Raw genomic sequence first — 20,143 nt, 5'->3', positions numbered from 1 at the left:
CCAATAAAAAAGCACTTAACAGAAATCATGTTAAGTGCTTTTTTGAGTTTAAACGCCATTAGTCGTTCCGCGCTACCACGCCAATCATCACGCCCATCTCTTTTTTGTCCTCTTCATCAATACTAGGCGCGTACAGTGCTGAGGCAATACCGCCATCTAAAAATAGGGCATTGGAGCAATGCAGCTCGTCTTTGAATAGCGTTGCAAACTGATAAAACGTAACAGGCGCTTTGGTGTTAACGAATTGGATACTACCATCGCTGCAAATGCCTACACCATTGCGAATTTTGAGTGAGGTGCTATTAGGGTCAAATTGTGGATGTATGTCATCATTAATGACCAGCATTGGGCCAGATTGCGTCGCATACCACGGCTTTGCTTCGGCGCTCTTAAGCTGCTCATCAAAGGCATGGCTTTCTGTGATTTGAACATTGCCTGCTTTGTCCCACCACAGCACACCATTCGGCAGTAAATGAAAATTGCCGCCGCCTTCTTTGAGGTTTAAGGCACGCTTTTCTTCGCCTTCAATAACAGTGTAGCCAATCGGTGCAAATTTTTCGTTATACATACCCGCATTGGTAGCAAAGCTAAGCGTTTGGTTGGCTGATAAGGTTGTCAGTAATGTGTCAAAAGTAAGCAAAGGCTGCGTACTATCTGGCTGTTGCCAAAACAACTGCAATGAGTAATCGCCGCTGGTTAAAGCATCAGCTTGAATATGACAAGCGTCATAGGCGAATGGCGCATCTTGTGACTCACATGACCAGTTTTTTGTATCACTGTTTGGGGCATCAGTACTCGTCTGCTGGCAAGCACTAATACTGAATGAGAGTAGTGCAAGGACAGCCAAAGACAAAGTAGAACGAGATGAGGTAAAGGTGAAACTTGGCATCAATAAAACATCTTTTTTAATAGGTAGGATAAATAAGCAATCAGTAATAACGTTTTATCATCGTCACGTCATTACTTCTCGATCACTGTTTTGCCATCATTGTTTAGTCCTGACTGGGTGGATACTCTCGAAAGGTATTATTGACATTGCCAATCAGTCTGCCACCATCGACGATATTTTCGAAGTTACCAGTGGCAATGCTTCGCTCTGTCGGTGCACTGGTTTCTTTACCCTTGTCTCGTGAGTCTTTATTGTAAGCAATGAGCGCATCATTATTGGCTAAGAAGCTATCAGGACTTGCCATGACCCACATTTGGTTGAAGACATCTGCACGCGCGCTATGGTCGAGTAGGGCGTCTTTGTCGGTAAAATAAAAATACTTTGATAATAGCTTGATCTGTCCATCATCCAAACGGCGGGCGATATGATAAGGCTGCAACTGGCTTGGATGCTGTAGACCGACTGCGCCGACGATACTGGCAAGCGATTTTAGCGTGTTTTTATGAAAACTTGCAACACGCTCAGCTTTACTTGGTACATCGAGCGCCTTTTGGCGATACGGATCTTGAGTGGCAACGCCTGTTGGGCAGGTATTGGTATGACAAGAGCGCGACTGAATACAGCCCACTGCGAACATAAAGCCGCGCGCGGAGTTACACCAGTCTGCGCCCAGCGCAATCATACGAGCGATATCAAAGCCAGAGACGATTTTACCGCTCACGCCAAGTTTGATTTTGTCACGTATGCCAGCACCAACTAACGTATTGTGAACGAGCAAAAACCCTTCAACCATAGGCATGCCGACATTATCCATAAACTCAACGGGGGCTGCGCCAGTACCGCCTTCTGCGCCATCAATAACGATAAAGTCAGGGTAGTTGTCCGTTTCTATCATGGCTTTGACAATCGCCATGAACTGCCAAGGTTGACCCACACATAGCTTAAAGCCAACTGGCTTACCGCCCGACAAGTCACGTAACTGCTGCCAAAAGGCGACAAGCTCACGCGGGGTGCTAAAGGCCGTGTGCGAAGAAGGCGAAATACAGTCTTGTCCGAGTGGTACTTGACGAGTATCTGCAATCTCTTGAGTGATTTTACTAGAAGGTAGTACACCACCTTTACCCGGTTTGGCACCTTGTGACATCTTGATTTCGATCATCTTGACTTGTGGATCAGCTGCTTTTTCGGCAAAGGATTTTGGGTCAAAGTTACCATTGTCGTCACGGCAACCAAAATATCCTGTACCCAGCTCCCAAATCAAATCACCGCCAAACTTGCGATGATAGGGACTGATGGCACCTTCGCCAGTATCATGGGTGAATCCACCAATTTTCGCGCCTTGATTGAGCGCCATAATGGCGTTACCTGACAAGCTGCCAAAGCTCATCGCTGAGATATTAAAGACTGACATATCATGTGGCTGCTGACAACGCTCACCGCCAACCATGATACGAAAGTCCTTGTTTTCTAGAGGCTGGCTGACAGCTGATTGCAAAAACCACTCTTTACCATGCGTGTATAAATTGTCTAGCGTACCAAAAGCATTGGTGTCGCTGACATTCTTAGCACGTTGATAGACAAGCGCGCGTTGCTGGCGCGAAAACGGTACTTGTTCTTTATCGTCTTCTAATAAATATTGGCGAATCTCAGGGCGAAAATCCTCCAAAACATAACGAATATGACCAGCAACGGGATAATTGGTTAAAACAGAATGCTTGGATTGAACCAAGTCATAAATGCCTAGTGCCACCCCAAACCCACCAATCACAATCAGCCACCAATTGGTCAGTAAAAGACCAGCTAGTAGAAGAAAAATTGCCGCGCCAAAAGTGCTATAGCGCAGTAATAAACCGACCCAATAAGGAGAGCTGGTTTTGGGTTCAGGGTTCAGATTGGTACGAGACTCAGGCATGATAATACTCAACAACAATACGTAAATAGTAAAAAACGGAGATAATATAAAGATAGACGTAAAAAAGCGCTATTCCTATCACCGAACGCGTATAAGGGACTTAAATTTATCGCTTATATCATACACACATGATATCACCGTATCGCAGTAATTGAGTAACAGTGTGCTAATGCCGACTTTAAGCCTGACAGTGTTTAAGCGATGACTTTGACCAATGTCTTATCGTCATCTACTACGTCAAATTGAATCTCAACAGGTAAAAATTGCTCAATCAGCCATGCTTGAGTCATGGTGTGAGCACTAATCATACGGGCGCTAAATTTACCGCCACCAGACAAAGCTAAAGGTAAGAGAAGCTGATCCGTTAAGTATTCATCAACGAGTGCATTAGTACTCAACAAATAGCGCTTAACCAAGCCTGCTAGGCGATTGCCCATATTTTCTGCTGAGCTGCGCTTTTCACCGAGCAAGGTAAACACTTCTTGGTGATACTGTTCTTGGTGATAAGGTTGAGCTGACGGCTCACCAACTTGATGGGTCACCTGCGCATAACAGGTATTGCCTTCGCCCATGCCTTGCAACTTATGACTATGAGTGGTTATCAGTGTCTCATCGATGCCTGATTCGATCAATGACGCTTGTGCGCTGGCAAGCTCACGTTTGCAAATGTCGTAATCCAAATTGAGCACGCTTGCGACCAAGGCGATGTTAACCAAATCGACACGTTCGATAAGTGTAAATGATGGCGTATTAGCACGGCATAAAAAAGGCGTAATGGTCGCCTTAATGAAACCGCCACCGATGGGCGCAAACCCTACTTTTTGTCGTTCAATATTCACATGCATGCCAAGCTTAGCAAGAGCTGGAACAAATGCTTGATTTAAAAAATCTGTGGTTGGTGCAAGGGGATTGTGTGTACCGCCTTTAATAGTAACGGTGGATGGTGAAACTACACTCGTATTAGCAAAAAGCAGGGCAGGCAATAGCGTTTGTAGTACCAGACTGGTACTCCCTGCCGAACCAATATCAAAGATATAATCGCCTGATTGAATGGTATTAGGCGTGAAATTAAATGACGTACTGCCCAACTGTGCGCCCGTTACTATTGCATCCGATATGGCTTGCGAGGCTTGTACACAAACTAAATGCTGTCGCATCAATCCAGGTTTGGCGCGTCCTGCGCGGATATTGATGATCTCAATTGGCGTACCAGTGAGCATCGATAACGACAGCGCGCTGCGGATGATTTGTCCGCCGCCTTCGCCTGTGCTACCGTCGATTTTTAGAGTTTGGGTTTTTGTAATGGTTGGCATGATGGTTTTCTTAATTGCTTATATAACTATTGTCTCAAGACGCTTCATACGTGAGCACAATAGACTTAACGAGAGCATAATAAAATGCCGCCCGTGAATTACGAGAAGCATGAATAATAAGATTGAAACCGACTGTCAGTGTCTGGTGGTAAGGTCTAAATGGTGCATTGTGCCAAGTGACGAGTACGGGGCATAAGTTGTGAAAAATGCGTTTGCCCGCAACGCGTAGCAGCCACTACAGTATGTTTTCAACCCCCTGCTGTGGCGGTTTGGGGTCTGACACTCGCCCAGTCGGTTCCAAAAGGGGAGTCTGCTGACTTATACTAAGCTCGCAGAGAATTTGGTATTATTGGTCCAATATTTATTGCGCGACATTGTTATTCAACAAGGTCAATCTGCCAGTTATTGGCTTGAATGACAAGGTTAATCTTGCGAAGTTTCATGGCGATATCATCAGCTTGCTTTTGCAGACCTGCGACTGAGACCATGACATGCCACTTAATCTCGCGAGGGCTATAACGATCAACCTCGGTATCGGTGGCTTCAATCGCCTCTATCAACAGCTTATGACGCATCTCTAACGTATCACGTTCGATTAGTAACGTCAGCATCGATTGACCGTCATTGGTCTGAGCGACGGCATTAGTGCGATGAATACGCTCAATCAACATGCTCAGCTCGGTAATGATTTGGCTGGCATCGACCATTAGGGCATTTGGGTCTTCGTTTGGCGTATCGCCTTCTTGGACTTTTACATTGCTGCGAATACGTCCTTTGATTTGTGCCAGCTTTTTTTGCATGTCGCTACGGATAAGTAGGGCTTCTGCGAGTTTCATTGTTGTTCCTTATAATTGTTGATGCTGATATATGTCGATAGTAATATCTATTTTTAAAATTTAAACTGAAGTAATTAGCTGAAAAACTCAGCAAACGGTATTACAAATAAGTACCTATTTTTAATCACTACAAAGCTGTCACCACGTGCCCATGGATAAGAAAAGCCTTCTCCCATCTTCAGTATGTTCTCTCCGTCATATTGAAAAATGACTTTTTGAATAATTCGCGCTTGATGTGCTTTCTGTAATTCAACCACATAAAATAGCATTCTATGCTCATAACCACCGTCAAACACGGCATTATTACCATCAACCATAAAAGCACTACTGCCAGAAACAGGCACATGCCAATAATTGGTAATTTTTTGGTTTTGAATCTGTACTAAGTCAAACTCGCCGCAGTCGTTATCATCATTGTAAAAGTAGTAAGCATAAGTAGCAGTATCAAATACTACATTTAATGCATAACAGTCTTCTATAGCATATAAACCATCCGAAGGTTCAAACTCATATACTTTTTCACCATCAGTATTCCATGCAACCAATCCTGTTGATCCTAAAAGGTCATACCAGTGGGAACTGTAGCGACCCAATGTGCCTTGGTAAAAATAACTGACCCAAATGATATCATGTTCTGTGGTTTGAACATCTGCAACACCGTCACCCAGTAGAAGCTGTTGCTTTAATCTACCATCAACAGTATAGATATAGCCATTTTTATCATAGTCATTTTCATTTCTATATTGAGAGAGTCTATTGACCAGTAAAAGATCACCATTGGTAAAGCGTTGCACGTTATGAAAATCAACTTCTGCTGTAACCTCTGCACATAGTGATAATGCACTACTATCGTCTATTGTCTGAAAGATCTGATATGTCTGTTGTCGATTTAGCGTTTTTTTGAAAGAGTTAGTATTGTTGAGGTCTTCACGGTTATCTGTCGAGTTGATAGACATCAATATCAATAATTGACCCGCGTAATCTCTAGATAAGCTAATAAACTCGCCTTCAGGTAGTTTGCTATATGGCTGGATATCCTTCGTGATAGTTTTCATTTTTTTTATTCTCTTTATAACTTTAAATATGGTGAACATGGCGGGAGTCGAACCCGCATCAATGCAATAACTGCCGTTTTTAGTCGAACAGCCGAGAATGATATTGGCCTGATGCAATGGGTGAACCGTTTTCAGAGCCAGCAAAGCACTTCTAACCTTACTATCAAACCCAGTTATGATTTCCTACTGCACCTAGTTTTACCTAGACCGCAAATAACAATAAGTTTTGTGCGGTGGCAACTTCGCTTATGCTTCGTCTTGCACTCGGGCAACTGTCTCCCAGACACTTGCTAATCCTCGCTCACCTGTCTGCCAACATGCCCATATTTTTTATCAGCCAAGCACCACTTGGCTTTTATGAGCCTAAAAAGGTCTCCTAGACCTTTTATTAACGCTTTCCAGTTCATAGTACATGTTTTTATCCTTTTTATTAGTCGTAGCGCAGAAGTAATGAATTGTCAGTACTATCTTCAACTAGCCATACTAAGCTTTTAGCTAAATCCATGATTTCAAAAATCTGTATATCTCTATCATTAAATTCAGTTCTTTGTCTTCTGAGATTAATGTAATTTTCTACTGTTACTTGTTTTAAGTTTTCAACAAATAATGGCTTGTTTTCAATTTCATACCAGTCGTCAAATGCTTCATCAAAATTGGTATAAAATTGCTCAAAACGTTTTACAGTCGGACACGGATTTGGTAAGTCTAGATAAAGCAAAAATAGTAATATGTGTTCTACAGAAATCGATAAACTATAAAAGAAGTAGGTATCAGTGCCTTGTGTAAACTTAAACTCAGCGCATGCCAGTCCCCAATACAAGTCGTAATATTCTGCGCATAGATACTCTTCTTTACGAGGATGAAGTAGTGGAGTCGTCATTTTTTCGTATTTGTTTTTCATGATTGTCCTTCTATAACTCACCCCTTCACACACACCACCTGCCGCAAGGTATGTACCACTTCCACCAAGTCGCTTTGCGCACTCATCACGTCTTCAATGTTTTTGTACGCCGCTGGGATTTCGTCAATCACGTCTGCATCTTTACGACATTCTACGCCTTCGGTTTGGGCGATTTGATCGGCGGTAGTAAAGACTTTTTTCGCCTCGGTACGTGACATCACACGACCTGCACCATGCGAGCAAGAGCAAAACGATTCTTCATTGCCTTTACCGCGCACGATAAAGGATTTTGCGCCCATTGACCCTGGAATGATACCGTATTCACCAACGCGCGCCCGCACCGCGCCTTTACGTGTGACAAAGACTTCCTCGCCGTAGTGCTCTTCTTTTGCTACGTAGTTGTGGTGGCAGTTGACCGCTTTTACGGCTGCATCAAAAGGTTTTGTCACAACTTGACGCAGTGCTTTGATGGCTTTTTCCATCATGATTTCGCGGTTTTTAAAGGCAAAACGCTGCGCCCAGCCCACGGCAAACCAGTAGTCATCAAAGTGTTCAGTCCCTTCGGCAAAGTAGGCCAAATCCTTATCAGGCAGATTAATAAACCATTTGCGCATGTCCTCACGCGCCAGCTCGATAAAGTAGCGACCGATGGCATTGCCTACGCCGCGCGAACCTGAATGCAGCATGATCCACACCTGATTGGTCTCGTCCAAGCACACTTCTACAAAATGGTTACCCGTGCCAAGCGTCCCCAAATGCGTCAAGTTATTGGTATTTTTAAGCTTAGGATGCTTTTGGGTAATGTAGTTAAAGTCGTCTACCAATGTACCCCAGCCATCCTTGACCGAATTATCAGGATTGGTCCATGCGCCGACATCACGACGCGACCCGCGACCGCGTATCTTGCTGCGACCGTGTGGAATGGCTTTTTCCAGCTCTGTACGCAGACCGCGCAAATTATCAGGCAAGTCGTCAGTGGTCAGCGTCGTTTGCACTGCCATCATACCGCAGCCAATATCGACACCGACTGCCGCTGGGATAATCGCTTCCTTGGTCGGCAGCACCGTACCGATGGTCGCGCCGATACCGACATGGACATCAGGCATCACAGCGAGCCACTTATAAATAAACGGCATTTTTGAGGCTTTGATCAGCTGGTCGTGCGCTTTTGGATCGACAGGCACGCCCTTTGTCCAAAGTCTGATCGGTGTACCACCGTCTTGAATAATATTGTGGGTCGTTGGTTGCATGAGTAATTCCTTACTATTTAAAATATTTGCTTCATAAAATAATTTATTTTCTTATACTTATATAATGCGAAGAGCGTGCCAGTTTGTGAATTTATCATTTTTATGTTCATAAGTATTTGATATTTATGATTTAATTATTTTTTCAGAATTATACATAAAAAATTTTAAAAAATAATTCATAGAAAAAATTATATAAAAATAGAATTTAATATATTATTAATCAACCATTAAATCCAAATGAATAACTATGATGACTAACCAGCAACCAAACAAAACAGCCGTTATCGGCTTTCTCGGCACCACCTTAGATAATGGTTTTAGCGAAACCCGTTGGCAACGCTGGCGTCCAACTGTAAGTCTTGGGCTACACGATGAGTTGCTTGTCGATGAGCTGCATATCTTATATAGCACACGTGATAAGCGCTTATTTAAGATCATCGTCGATGACGTAGCGCAAGTCAGTCCGCAGACTCAAATCATTGGTCATCACGTGGCGCTATCGAGTCCGTGGGATTTTGCCGAGGTTTATGCTGAGTTGTATGACTTTGTAACAGCGTTTGATTTTCAAGATAGTACGGACTATTTGCTGCATCTGACCACGGGCACGCACGTGGCGCAGATTTGCTGGTTCCTATTGGTAGAAGCGGGTTTTATCCCAGCGGATCTGATTCAGACGTCGCCTTGTCCAAGACCCGACCAAACCGATCCACAAGGGCGCTATCAAGTGATTGACTTGGATGTCTCTCGTTATGATGAACTGCGCGAACGTTTTGAGGCCGAAAAACAGCAGCATTGGCAAACCTTGCAAGCCAATTTGGTCACCCAAAATGCCGCTTATCAACAATTAATATCTGATATTGAAAAAGTCGCCACGCACTCGACGGCACCCATATTGCTGATGGGTGCAACAGGCGCAGGCAAGTCGCAGCTGGCAGGTCAAATTTATGCGCTAAAAAAAGCCAAGGCGAGCAGTACAGCGCAAAATAAGTACACGCTTGATAAATTCATCGAAGTCAACTGCGCGACCTTGCGCGGTGATACGGCAATGAGTGTGTTATTCGGTCATGTGAAAGGTGCGTTCACAGGTGCGGCATCGAGTCGGGAAGGGCTGTTGAAGTCCGCCGATGGTGGTTTGTTATTTTTAGATGAAATCGGTGAGTTGGGACTGGACGAGCAAGCGATGCTACTGACTGCATTAGAGGAGCAGCGTTTTTATCCGCTCGGTAGTGATACGCCGATTAGCGTGTCGTTTCAACTGATGGCGGGGACGAATAAGGACTTGCGTCAAGCAGTTGCTGATGGGACATTTCGCGCGGACTTGTTTGCACGACTCAACACATGGACATTTTTTTTACCGTCATTAAAGGACAGGTTGGAAGATTTGCCAGCCAATATCGATTATGAATTGGCGCGTTTGGGCAGCGAGCAACAGCAGCAGTATCGATTTACGTCTGAAGCAAGAGCGCTTTATGAAACTTTTGCTACGAGTGCAGATGCCACATGGCAAGGAAACTTTCGTGATTTGACTGCTAGTATGACTCGTTTGACCACGTTGGCTGAGAGCAAAGTGATACGGGTAGATGACGTGCAAGCGGAGATTGAACGCTTAACACATCTTTGGGGCTTATCCAATAGTTTAAGTGTCACAAACCACGTTAATAACGAAATTATAAATAGCCTAAGTAATAAAAAATCTGACTTAGCGTTCAATAATCAATTCATCGAGCAAGCAAGTTGGGCACTACTCAGTATTTATCTCGATGAGCAAACCTTAACGGACATTGACCCATTTGACGCCGTGCAATTGGCTTACGTCATTGAAGTTTGTCTCCAGCACAAAAACCAAGCAGCGGCAGGGCGTTATCTGTATGCCAACTCACGCGATAAGCTAAAAAGCCCGAATGATAGCGATAGACTGCGTAAATATTTGATGAAGTTTGGGCTGAGATTTGATGAGTTGGATCAAGAATCAAGTATTGATTAAAGCGTAGTAAGAAAAAATCCCTGTCAATTTAGCAACTGAAACGATTAATCTTAAAGACCATAAACATCAAAAAATAGCTGGCATTACTACGACAAAAATTGGTAAAGATACAGGCTCTAAACCAAGTAATGTTGGTTTTCACTTGTTTGAAATTGAACTCTATGTAAGCTCTAGGACAAAGCTATCAACATCTAAAATTGGTGTGACAAATAATACAATGGGTATGTCAATTAAGTGAATAATAGAGCTGCCAGAGATTTTGCCTTAAATTTAAAGATATGATTAAAAAGGAAAAAGTATGTTTAGCTTTTTAAAGAAAGTCGGGGTGAAGAAATTCTCTCATGACAATAGATTTAACGAATGGGAAAAAGAGTTAAGAACTAGAATAATTCCTGAATCTAATTTTTATTACAAAGAAAAAAATCTTTTAGTAAAACATTTGTAGTTGAGGAGATATCATCAACGACTATGCCAAGCTTCTCTGTCAGGCATTATCTTGAAGAAGCTATATACTTAATATTTACTAAATTTGATGAACAAGTATCTACTGCTTATCTGCAAGTTTCTTTAGATATCGCTAATACTATATTGGCTTTACCCCAAAGTGAGACTGAACGCTGGAATGGTGAGGATCTATACACAGAATTGTATCATTCAAGTATATCAATCGATAAGCTCTTGCTTGAATCGCTATTGGATAATGAAGGTATAGATATGGATGAGTTAGCATGTTTCAGTAAGGCATTATTAAATTATTTAAAAACATACAAGGGCAGGCTTTGGGAGGGTGTTAATGAAAGTAAGTATTTATCTAGCGTTTGGCATCTTATGATAGCAGGGCAATTAAAAGACGCAAAAGCGCACCTTAGCGTTAGAAAGTCATTTCGATACACTGAAAACTTATATAATTGGACAAAGCAGCTCAATAAACTATTGATTGAGCAGCAGTCTGGCGCAGAGGTAGGTGCTGAGATTAATGCAATGTTTGACGAGGTATTTGATGTTATTCGCTCTCCATATTGGAAAACTGATCGCCAGAAAGAAGAAAATAGATTTCCTATAACGATGAATCCAAATTATGTACGTTTGCAACTGGCGATTATCAGATGGTTATATGTTGAAAAACAGCCGTTAAAAGGGCATTGGAATGAGGTTTTGGCGCAAGTTTCGAGATAATATATTATAATTTTTTGAGTTTAGTATGAGTGATGACCCTATTGAAATAGTTGCTAAGCTTGATGGTGATAAAGAATACAGCTTAGCCCCATTTATTGAATACTTTATTGATCGAGGGTTTAACATCCGTGCCAGTCAAATTGACAAAGAATCGTTGCCGAAATCTTTACAAGATAAACTTGTTATAGATGAGAATTTTACTTATATATCGGGGACGCTTAGGATGTTCTGTGAGGCATTTTTTTTGGGCAACAGCGGTCCAAGTTACCCATTCAATGAGTATAACTATCATAATATTTACTTACCCAATAAAGAGGACATTGAGCTTGATGTTTTTCCTGACGAAGGTGATATTTATGCCTATCAAGCGATAACCATCACTGATCCTAAAGATGAAGGCGTAGATAACGTTTTTAAGATTGGACTGTTAAACTCTTTTTTACAGGGTAGGCTGTTGGTTATCAGCGTCATGTATGAAACCTCTAAAAGAATTATGAATGCTTTAGACTATGACGAAGAAGAAACAAGCGATATAGGTTTCCCGCTATACCCTATAATCTTTAAGCATTTTGATCCATTAAAAGTACTCTATGTTAATCTTACCAGTCATAGAGAGGATTTTTATAGCTTTTTCAGTGAAGAAAATAAGGATGCGTACCGAGACAAGTTTGCCAGTCGAATGACTGAAGACCCAGTGTTTATGACGGACTATTACAATAAAGGATGGTGTTATCAAGACTATATAGACACAGGTGTTTTATACCGATTTTTTGATTTTTCATATTATCAAATCCTACTCTATCAAAAATATGCAGATAACTTTAACTGTCCACAAGAAGAGTTGGATAAAGCATGGGCATGGTATCGAGAGAATGACCAGCGCTTTTTGGAATGATAATAAACTATCAAACTACCGATATGCGCTGACTTTATTTTTACAATCAAGACTCAAGATCAAAACGGATTATTATTTTTTCTAGTGAAAACTTCTTCATTTAAGCTTATGTCAACAAAATATTAATCTGATCATAGGCTGAAACGTACATACTTTGACGGGTCAATCGACCTAGCCAACCGCTAAACCCCACTCCCAATCCGATTCGCCAACGCCTGTAATTTAGGCACAATCATAGACGCATACTCATCCATATCCCAGTTAGCACTTGGCACACTGGCATTTAATGAATAAACATATTGTCCAGTGGCGACATCAAACACCCCGACGGCGACGGCCAATATATCAGTAGAAAACTCCCCATCAGAGACCGTATACCCATATTTACTATAGTGTTCTACAGCTTGATCCAAAGCGGCTCTTGCAGGGGCGTACGCTGCTTCAGACACATTATCTCGTATGTTTTTTAGAATGATGTCTTGTCTGGCTGATGAGCTTGCTGCATAAAAAGCGCGTCCAATCGCGGTGTACGCTACAGGCACTGCTGAGCCAACTTGTAAGTTGACTGAGAGCCGCGCGGGACTACGACAGCAGGCATGATAGCGCATTTCTCCTCCCGTCTCTGTGGCCAAATTCACCGATACTTCATTTTCGCGGGCAAACTGGCGTAGCAATGGTTCTGCTGCGGCAACCATATCATGACGGCTCCAAGCAGTTGCGCTGAGTCTCATCGCACTACTACCCAGCTGGTAATGCCCATGCTCTGTAATGCGTAAAAATCCAAGTATGGTAAGGGTATGGATAAGTCGCGTGATGGTCGCTTTGGGTAGTTTGGTCATTTGGCATAATTGCTGATGACTAAGCAACTCCTGATGCTCAAAAGCCGTCAATAACATCAACCCGCGACCCAGCGCTGTCACAAATTGTCGGTCATTGTCTTCTTTGTTTTGGTAAAGAGCGCTATCCATTCGATCGAGTAATGGTGGGATATTCGATAGAGAGTTTGTCATTTTATACTCATATTTCTTTGATAAAGGTTTACAGCACAGTGAAACTTTGCTTAAATAGAATTATATTGTGAAACTAAGTTTCGCATAGCGGAATCACGAAGTCAATGACTTGTTAAGTTAAACGGCTCATTAATCATTACTCGTCAGTCAGGAAGACTGATATCAAGGAGAGACACATGGCAACATCGACCAGCCCACGTTTTGATTGGGAAGATCCTTTTTTATTGCGTGATCAGTTGACAGAAGAAGAGCGTATGGTCACTGACAGCGCTCGTCAGTTTTTTCAAAAAGAGCTGATGCCAAATATCGTGGAAGCCAATCGTAACGAACACTTTGATCGTAATATCATGCGCCAAATGGGTGAAATGGGTTTGCTTGGCGTGACGATTGAGGGTTATGGTTGTGCTGGTCTATCGAGTGTGGCTTATGGTCTGATTGCCAAAGAAGTTGAAGCAGTGGACTCAGGTTACCGCTCAGCGATGAGCGTGCAGTCAAGCCTTGTGATGCATCCTATTTGGGCATACGGCACAGAAGAGCAAAAGGAGAAATACTTACCAAAACTTGCCACAGGTGAATATGTCGGTTGCTTTGGTTTGACAGAGCCAGATTCAGGATCAGACCCTTCATCGATGTCGACGCGTGCGCGTGCGGTTGACGGCGGCTATGAGCTGACAGGTAACAAAATGTGGATCACCAACAGTCCTATCGCGGATGTGTTTGTGGTATGGGCAAAAGACGATGCTGGCGAGATTCGTGGTTTTGTCTTAGAAAAAGGTATGAAAGGGCTATCTGCACCGAAGATTGAAGGTAAGTTCTCACTACGCGCCTCGGTCACTGGTGAGATTGTCATGGACAAAGTATTCGTCCCTGAAGCCAATGCTTTCCCAGATATCCGTGGTCTAAAAGGGCCGTTTGGCTGCTTGAATAAAGCCCGTTATGGTATCGCTTGGGGCTCAATGGGCGCTGCAGAATTTTGTTGGAAAGCTGCTCGTCAGTACACGCTAGATCGCAAACAGTTTGGTCGTCCGCTAGCAGCAACGCAGCTGGTGCAATTGAAGCTTGCCAACATGCAGACTGAGATTGCTTTGGGTCTACAAGCGGCGCTGCGTGTTGGTCGCTTGATGGATGAGCACAATGCGGCACCTGAGATGATTTCACTCATTAAGCGTAATAACTGCGGTAAAGCGCTTGATATCGCTCGTATCGCCCGCGATATGCATGGTGGTAATGGTATCTCTGATGAATTCCATATCATTCGCCATGTGATGAATCTAGAAGCTGTTAATACTTATGAAGGTACGCACGATATTCATGCGCTGATCCTAGGTCGTGCACAAACTGGCATTCAGGCATTTTATTAATCTCGTCTAGGTAATCACTGTTAGTACAGTTTTATCTTATAGCGTACGTCACTGTCTGATTCACCAAATAGTATTTATAGACAGTAACGTACGTTTTTTAGTGATTATCCATAATCATTGCATGTTAAAGCACCAAAGAATACGTTAAAAAATAAGGGATTATTATGACTGTCGCCATATCCACGCCATTCTCGTCTAAAAGCACTGATCCTATCGTCAAACCCGACGGCAATACCAATGAAGATATTAATGCAAATATCAATGCAGATATTAATGACAGTACCAGTGAAAGCGGTGACGTACCAAAAGGCGCGTTGCATGGTATCAAAGTGCTCGACTTATCAAGAGTACTGGCGGGCCCTTCTTGTACCCAAATACTTGCAGATTTGGGCGCAGACGTCATCAAGGTTGAGCGTCCCAAGATAGGGGACGAAACGCGGCACTGGGCACCACCAACCTTTAGTGATGATACCTCTGCTTATTACGCCACCATCAATCGCAATAAAAAATCACTGACTGTAGATATCACCGCGCCAGCAGGGCAAACCATCATCAAACAGCTCATCGCTGAGAGTGATATTGTGGTAGAGAACTTTAAAGTGGGTGGTTTGAAAAAATACGGCTTGGATTATGACAGTCTCAAGCAAGCCAACCCGCGTTTGATTTATGCGTCTTTGACAGGATTTGGGCAGACAGGGCCAGATGCGGCGCGACCCGGCTATGATTATATTATTCAAGGTCTGTCAGGATTGATGAGTATCACAGGCCCTAGTGACGGGGAGCCACACAAAGTTGGTGTGGCCGTCGTTGATTTATTTGCAGGCTTGCAGCTAACGATTGGTATTCAAGCGGCATTATTGGCTCGCCAAAATACAGGGCTTGGGCAGCAGGTAGATGTGGCGTTATTAGACAGTGCGCTGGCAATGCTAGCCAATGTGGGTATGAATCATTTGGCATCGGGCAAGATACCACCAAGACTTGGCAATCAACATCCGAGTATCGTTCCTTATCAAGTCTTTGCAGCCGACAAGGAGGCGCATTTTGTCTTAGCTTGCGGCAATGACAGTCAGTTTGCTAGGCTTTGCGATGTGCTTGGTGTTGATTGGTACACAGACAGCCGTTTTATAACCAATCCCGATCGCGTGGCTCATCGAGATGTGTTATGCGACGCACTTGCCAAACGATTTGCCGAAAAGCCGCGTGCACATTGGTTGGCCGTTTTGGATCAAGCGGGCGTTCCATGCGGAGCGATACACAATGTCGCTGAAGCATTGGCGATGCCGCAAGCGCAGGCGCGTGAAATGATTATTGATTTTGCAGCATTTGATAGTCCCGTAAAAGCGCTTGGTAGCCCCATTAAATTGTCCGCATCGCCAGTCTCTTATCGTATACCGCCACCGCGTCTTAGTGAGCATACTGATAGCACACTTGCGGATTTAGGTTATGACAGCGAGACGATTGCTAAGCTAAAAGCGGATGGTATTGTTTAGGTTTCTCAAAATCAATTTACCTTTGACATCACTATATGGGTCATGAGCGACACGACCCATATAGTGAGAGGCTATCACATCACTTCGCCTCATTAGAGCAAAACCCCAAACGCTGCTCCATTTGTTTGGCCAGCTCAATCAATACCGCACTGACTTCCGCTCGTTTTAGCTCGTACTCTCCTTGCAAAAAACTGACTGCCATACCGGCAATAACATTACCCGAAGCGTTACGAATATACGTGCCTAAACAATACATTCCCTCGCGCAACTGTCCATCATCGAGAGATATTCGGCTGTTTTGAATATCCGCTAATTCCGCTTCTAAATCAGTAAAGTTTTTCACACCGCGCGGTGTCATAGGCGTAGGAAAGCCTGTCGCGTACATGGATTTTATGTTTTCCATAGATAGCGTTGAAAGCATCGCTTTACCTGTTGAAGAAAACACGGCAGGTACGCGGACACCAGCGCGAAAAGTAAATCCAAGCGGGGCAGGCGCTTCATGACACGCCAAAAATACCACTTCTCCCAAGTCCAGCTTAGACAGCGTCACAGTATGCTGTAGGAGGGTAGGGTACTGCACGATAAGTTCTTTGAATAACTGTATGACGCCTTGCTGCTGTTCGTACTTGCCCGCCCAATACATCAGATAAGACCCCAAATGAAAACGGTTCTCGGTATCCTTGTAGATCACATGCTTGGCCAGCAAGCTCTGCAAAATATTATGCGTTGAGCTACGAGGAAGATCCAATTCTTTAGAGATATGGGCAGCCGTTAAAGGTTGAAGGCTATCAGTAATCAAATCTAGAATCTGGAAAGTCTTGTCTAGTGCAGGAACGGAAGTGACGCTCATAAATAACCCATAAAAGTGAGTAAAATTAATAAGATAACAAATTAATAAGATAAATATTCATAGAAATGATTTTAGGGGTTGCAAATAACTGACTATCATTCCTATAATAATGTCTCGTATATAGAATTAGTGTTCAGTATATTGAACATATAAAGTGTTATCAACCCGTATTTTATATCTAAATTTTTATTTATCGCTATGCTTTTATTTTGATAAATCTGTTATTCCCAATTACAAGGAGCGTTTATATGTCACAGCATACGCTACAGCTATCAAACCCAGCACTACTGAAACAGCAGTGTTTCATTAAAGACAGTTGGCATGGCGCAAGCGACCAAGCCACCATCGACGTAACCAACCCTTTTAACGGTGATGTTATTGGTACTGTGCCAAGCCTCACGACTGAAGATGTCAATGAATCGGTTGCTTATGCTCATGACGTGCAAAGTGTTTGGGCTGCCAAGACAGCACAAGAGCGTGCAGAACTCATGCAGAAATGGGCAGACCTCATTGATGCCAATAAAGAAGACCTCGCCATCATCATGACCGCCGAACAAGGCAAGCCTTTAACCGAGTCTCGTGGCGAAGTTGGCTATGCCAACAGCTTTATTCGCTGGTTTGCCGAAGAAGGCAAGCGTGTTTATGGCGATGTCATTCCTGCCAATAAATCACAACTGCGCCACGTTATTTTAAAGCAGCCAATTGGCGTTTGCGCCGCGATTACGCCTTGGAACTTCCCAGCCGCGATGATCACTCGTAAAGTCGCTCCCGCATTAGCAGCTGGTTGTACCATTATTGTCAAACCTGCAACCGAAACGCCATTCTCTGCTTTAGCATTAGGGGCATTGGCCGAGCAAGCAGGTATTCCAGCAGGCGTGATCCAAGTTGTAACTGGTAAATCTTCTACTATTGGCGATATCTTAACAGGTGATGCGCGTATTCATAAGCTGTCGTTCACAGGATCTACTGAAGTCGGTCGTACCTTGATGGCTCAGTGTGCACCAACCATCAAAAAGCTTTCATTAGAGCTTGGCGGCAATGCGCCATTCATCGTTTTTGATGATGCTGATCTCGAAAAAGCAGCTGAAGGTTTGATCGCTTCTAAATATCGCAATGCGGGTCAAACTTGTGTTTGTGCCAACCGTGTCTATGTGCAAGACAGTATCAAAGACGCTTTTTTAGACATATTTGTCAAAAAAGTAGCCGAGCTGAATGTCGGTAATGGCATGGAAGAAGGCGTGGATATTGGCCCATTGATCAATAAAAAAGCGCTAAATAAAGTACAAGCGCTGCTTAAAGACGCGCTAGATAAAGGCGCAACGTTGGTCACAGGCGGTAGCGTAAACGAAGCGTCAGAGCTGACCTACAATCCTACAGTCATCACTGATATCAAGAGCGAGATGGACATTGCCTCTGAGGAAATCTTTGGCCCTATCGCGACTATCTTTACTTTTAAAGATGAAGAAGAAGTCATTCGTGCTGCCAATGACACCATCTATGGCTTGGCCGCTTACTTCTATAGTGGTGGCTATGCACGCTCGTGGCGTGTGACCGAAGGTCTTGAGTACGGTATCGTTGGTCATAACACAGGCCTTATCTCTACAGAAGTTGCGCCATTTGGTGGCGTGAAGCAGTCAGGCTTTGGCCGTGAAGGTTCAAAGTACGGCATTGAAGACTATGTGGTTATCAAATACTGGTGTTCTGACGTCAGCTAATGATTTGCCTAAACGTTTTACCACTCATTTTATGATGCAATCTTGAGTCCTCAGGTTTTAGTTTATCTAACTGAGATTGTTTATACCAAAGATAAAGAAAAGGATATTTTTATGACAATTACCAATCAATCATTACTCGAGCGTCGCAAAGCCGTTTTACCAACTGGACTTGGCGTTGCTTTTCCTATTTTTGCAGAAAAAGCGAAAAACTCAGAAATTTGGGATGTAGAAGGTAAGCGTTATATCGACTTCGTCGGTGGCATATCGGTTCTTAACACTGGTCATAGTCATCCAAAAATCACTCAGCGCGTGCATGAGCAATTGGATAAGTTCACTCATACTGCGGCACAAATGATCAACTATGAGTGCTATGTGGACTTGGCTGAAAAGCTGTGCGAAAAAGCCCCGATCAGTGGCGATACCAAGGCATTCTTTTTGACGACGGGTGCTGAAGCTGTTGAAAACTGCATCAAGATTGCCCGTGCAAAAACAGGTCGTCCAGGTGTTATCTCTTTTGTTGGTGGCTGGCATGGTCGTACGCTCATGTGTATGAGTCTGACAGGCAAAGTACTGCCATACAAAAAGAACTTTGGCCCGATGCCAGGACCTGTGTTCCATGCGCTATTCCCAGCTGAAGAGTTGAATGTCACCGAAGCGCAAGCTTTGCACAGTCTTGAGATGATTTTCCAAGCGGACATCGATCCTAGTGAAGTAGCTGCGATGATCGTTGAGCCAGTTCAAGGAGAAGGTGGTTTTCACCAAGTGACCCCATCATTTGCCAAGGCATTACGCGATATCTGTGATGAGCATGGCATAGTACTTATTTTTGATGAAGTGCAGTGTGGTTTTGCGAGAACCGGTACATTATTTGCTAGTGAGCAATTGGGTGTTGAGCCAGATCTTATGACTTGTGCCAAGAGTTTGGCAGGTGGTTATCCGATCTCTGCCGTGATTGGTCGTGCGGATATTATGGATGCGCCGCAAGTAGGCGGCTTAGGCGGCACTTACTCAGGTAATCCACTTGCTTGTGTGGCAGCACTTGCTGTAATAGAAGTGATTGAAGAAGAGAACTTATTGGCGCGCAGTATTGAGATTGGTGACAAAATTGAGTCGTTCTTAAAAGGTCTTAATCTGAGCAGCATTGGTAATATTCGTCATAAAGGCGCTATGTTAGCGTTTGACTTAGTAGACAGTGAAGGCAAACCTGATACTGAGGCAACTGCCAATCTCAAAGCAAAATCATTTGAACAAGGTTTGCTATTGGCATCTTGTGGTATGTATGGCAACGCGATTCGTGTGATGGTTCCGTTAACGGTTGAAGATGACGTCCTACAAGAAGGTTTGGATATCATCAAAGGCATCTTAACGGCGTAATCCAATACTTACTTGATAGGTATAGAGCATTTATCGTTATTTACTGTGTAATGGACCCCCTTTAGCCAATAATGAACAGGCGTTCAAGGCTATTGTTAATACAACAGCAAGGTTGCTCTCATGTCACTCATT

At 43.4% G+C, this 20,143-nt stretch carries 16 protein-coding genes; 7 read left to right on the top strand and 9 right to left on the bottom strand.

Annotated elements, in window-relative coordinates:
- Positions 1-58: 58 nt before the first annotated feature.
- From CZ794_RS02655 to CZ794_RS02625, 7 genes are all read right to left on the bottom strand, one after another.
- On the bottom strand, positions 59-889 hold the full coding sequence (locus tag CZ794_RS02655; protein ID WP_087040090.1) for a phosphodiester glycosidase family protein: 831 nt from the start codon (positions 887-889) through the stop codon (positions 59-61).
- Positions 890-992: 103 nt separating this feature from the next.
- Entirely contained in the window at positions 993-2,801 is a 1,809-nt protein-coding gene (locus tag CZ794_RS02650) for an FMN-binding glutamate synthase family protein (RefSeq protein WP_087040089.1), read from the bottom strand.
- A gap of 194 nt (positions 2,802-2,995) precedes the next feature.
- On the bottom strand, positions 2,996-4,114 hold the full coding sequence (gene rtcA / locus CZ794_RS02645) for an RNA 3'-terminal phosphate cyclase (RefSeq protein WP_087040088.1): 1,119 nt from the start codon (positions 4,112-4,114) through the stop codon (positions 2,996-2,998).
- 377 nt (positions 4,115-4,491) lie between these two features.
- Positions 4,492-4,950 (bottom strand): DIP1984 family protein, encoded by a 459-nt coding sequence (locus CZ794_RS02640; RefSeq protein ID WP_087040087.1) that lies wholly within the window; start codon positions 4,948-4,950, stop codon positions 4,492-4,494.
- A 74-nt stretch (positions 4,951-5,024) separates the two neighbouring features.
- Positions 5,025-6,149, bottom strand: a complete 1,125-nt coding sequence (locus tag CZ794_RS02635; RefSeq protein ID WP_143515695.1) for a hypothetical protein — start codon at positions 6,147-6,149, stop codon at positions 5,025-5,027.
- A gap of 286 nt (positions 6,150-6,435) precedes the next feature.
- Complete coding sequence (locus tag CZ794_RS02630) at positions 6,436-6,906, bottom strand: hypothetical protein (protein ID WP_087040085.1); 471 nt, start codon at positions 6,904-6,906, stop codon at positions 6,436-6,438.
- A gap of 17 nt (positions 6,907-6,923) precedes the next feature.
- Positions 6,924-8,156, bottom strand: coding sequence for an RtcB family protein (locus CZ794_RS02625; RefSeq protein ID WP_087040084.1), 1,233 nt, complete (start codon positions 8,154-8,156; stop codon positions 6,924-6,926).
- A 247-nt stretch (positions 8,157-8,403) separates the two neighbouring features.
- On the opposite strand from CZ794_RS02625, the gene rtcR reads away from it, so the two are divergent.
- The 3 genes from rtcR to CZ794_RS02610 all read left to right on the top strand — a co-directional run bounded on the left by rtcR (position 8,404) and on the right by CZ794_RS02610 (position 12,211).
- Positions 8,404-10,140, top strand: coding sequence for an RNA repair transcriptional activator RtcR (gene rtcR / locus CZ794_RS02620; RefSeq protein WP_373407883.1), 1,737 nt, complete (start codon positions 8,404-8,406; stop codon positions 10,138-10,140).
- A gap of 468 nt (positions 10,141-10,608) precedes the next feature.
- The gene (locus CZ794_RS02615; protein WP_087040083.1) at positions 10,609-11,316 is read left to right on the top strand and encodes a hypothetical protein; all 708 of its coding nucleotides are present in this window, start codon (positions 10,609-10,611) and stop codon (positions 11,314-11,316) included.
- Between the two features lie 25 nt (positions 11,317-11,341).
- Positions 11,342-12,211, top strand: coding sequence for a hypothetical protein (locus tag CZ794_RS02610; RefSeq protein WP_087040082.1), 870 nt, complete (start codon positions 11,342-11,344; stop codon positions 12,209-12,211).
- 182 nt (positions 12,212-12,393) lie between these two features.
- On the opposite strand, the gene CZ794_RS02605 is transcribed toward CZ794_RS02610, so the two are convergent.
- The gene (locus CZ794_RS02605) at positions 12,394-13,221 is read right to left on the bottom strand and encodes an IclR family transcriptional regulator (protein ID WP_087040081.1); all 828 of its coding nucleotides are present in this window, start codon (positions 13,219-13,221) and stop codon (positions 12,394-12,396) included.
- Positions 13,222-13,397: 176 nt separating this feature from the next.
- Between CZ794_RS02605 and CZ794_RS02600 the strand changes: the two genes are divergently transcribed.
- A complete protein-coding gene (locus CZ794_RS02600) occupies positions 13,398-14,582 on the top strand; it encodes an acyl-CoA dehydrogenase (protein ID WP_087040080.1) in 1,185 nt (394 codons plus the stop codon).
- 164 nt (positions 14,583-14,746) lie between these two features.
- Positions 14,747-16,072: a CaiB/BaiF CoA-transferase family protein gene (locus tag CZ794_RS02595; RefSeq protein ID WP_087040079.1), complete on the top strand. Its 1,326-nt coding sequence runs from the start codon at positions 14,747-14,749 to the stop codon at positions 16,070-16,072.
- A gap of 79 nt (positions 16,073-16,151) precedes the next feature.
- Here the strand turns inward: CZ794_RS02595 and CZ794_RS02590 are convergent, their stop codons facing one another.
- Positions 16,152-16,922, bottom strand: coding sequence for an IclR family transcriptional regulator (locus CZ794_RS02590; RefSeq protein WP_087040078.1), 771 nt, complete (start codon positions 16,920-16,922; stop codon positions 16,152-16,154).
- A 248-nt stretch (positions 16,923-17,170) separates the two neighbouring features.
- On the opposite strand from CZ794_RS02590, the gene CZ794_RS02585 reads away from it, so the two are divergent.
- Together CZ794_RS02585 and gabT are read left to right on the top strand one after the other, a co-directional pair.
- Entirely contained in the window at positions 17,171-18,637 is a 1,467-nt protein-coding gene (locus tag CZ794_RS02585; protein ID WP_087040077.1) for an NAD-dependent succinate-semialdehyde dehydrogenase, read from the top strand.
- A gap of 111 nt (positions 18,638-18,748) precedes the next feature.
- Positions 18,749-20,011 (top strand): 4-aminobutyrate--2-oxoglutarate transaminase, encoded by a 1,263-nt coding sequence (gene gabT, locus CZ794_RS02580; RefSeq protein ID WP_087040076.1) that lies wholly within the window; start codon positions 18,749-18,751, stop codon positions 20,009-20,011.
- The last annotated feature ends 132 nt before the right edge of the window (positions 20,012-20,143 follow it).

The sequence above is a fragment of the Psychrobacter sp. JB385 genome (assembly GCF_900163785.1).
GTDB lineage: Bacteria > Pseudomonadota > Gammaproteobacteria > Pseudomonadales > Moraxellaceae > Psychrobacter.
This window is presented reverse-complemented; position numbering and strand designations above follow the sequence as displayed.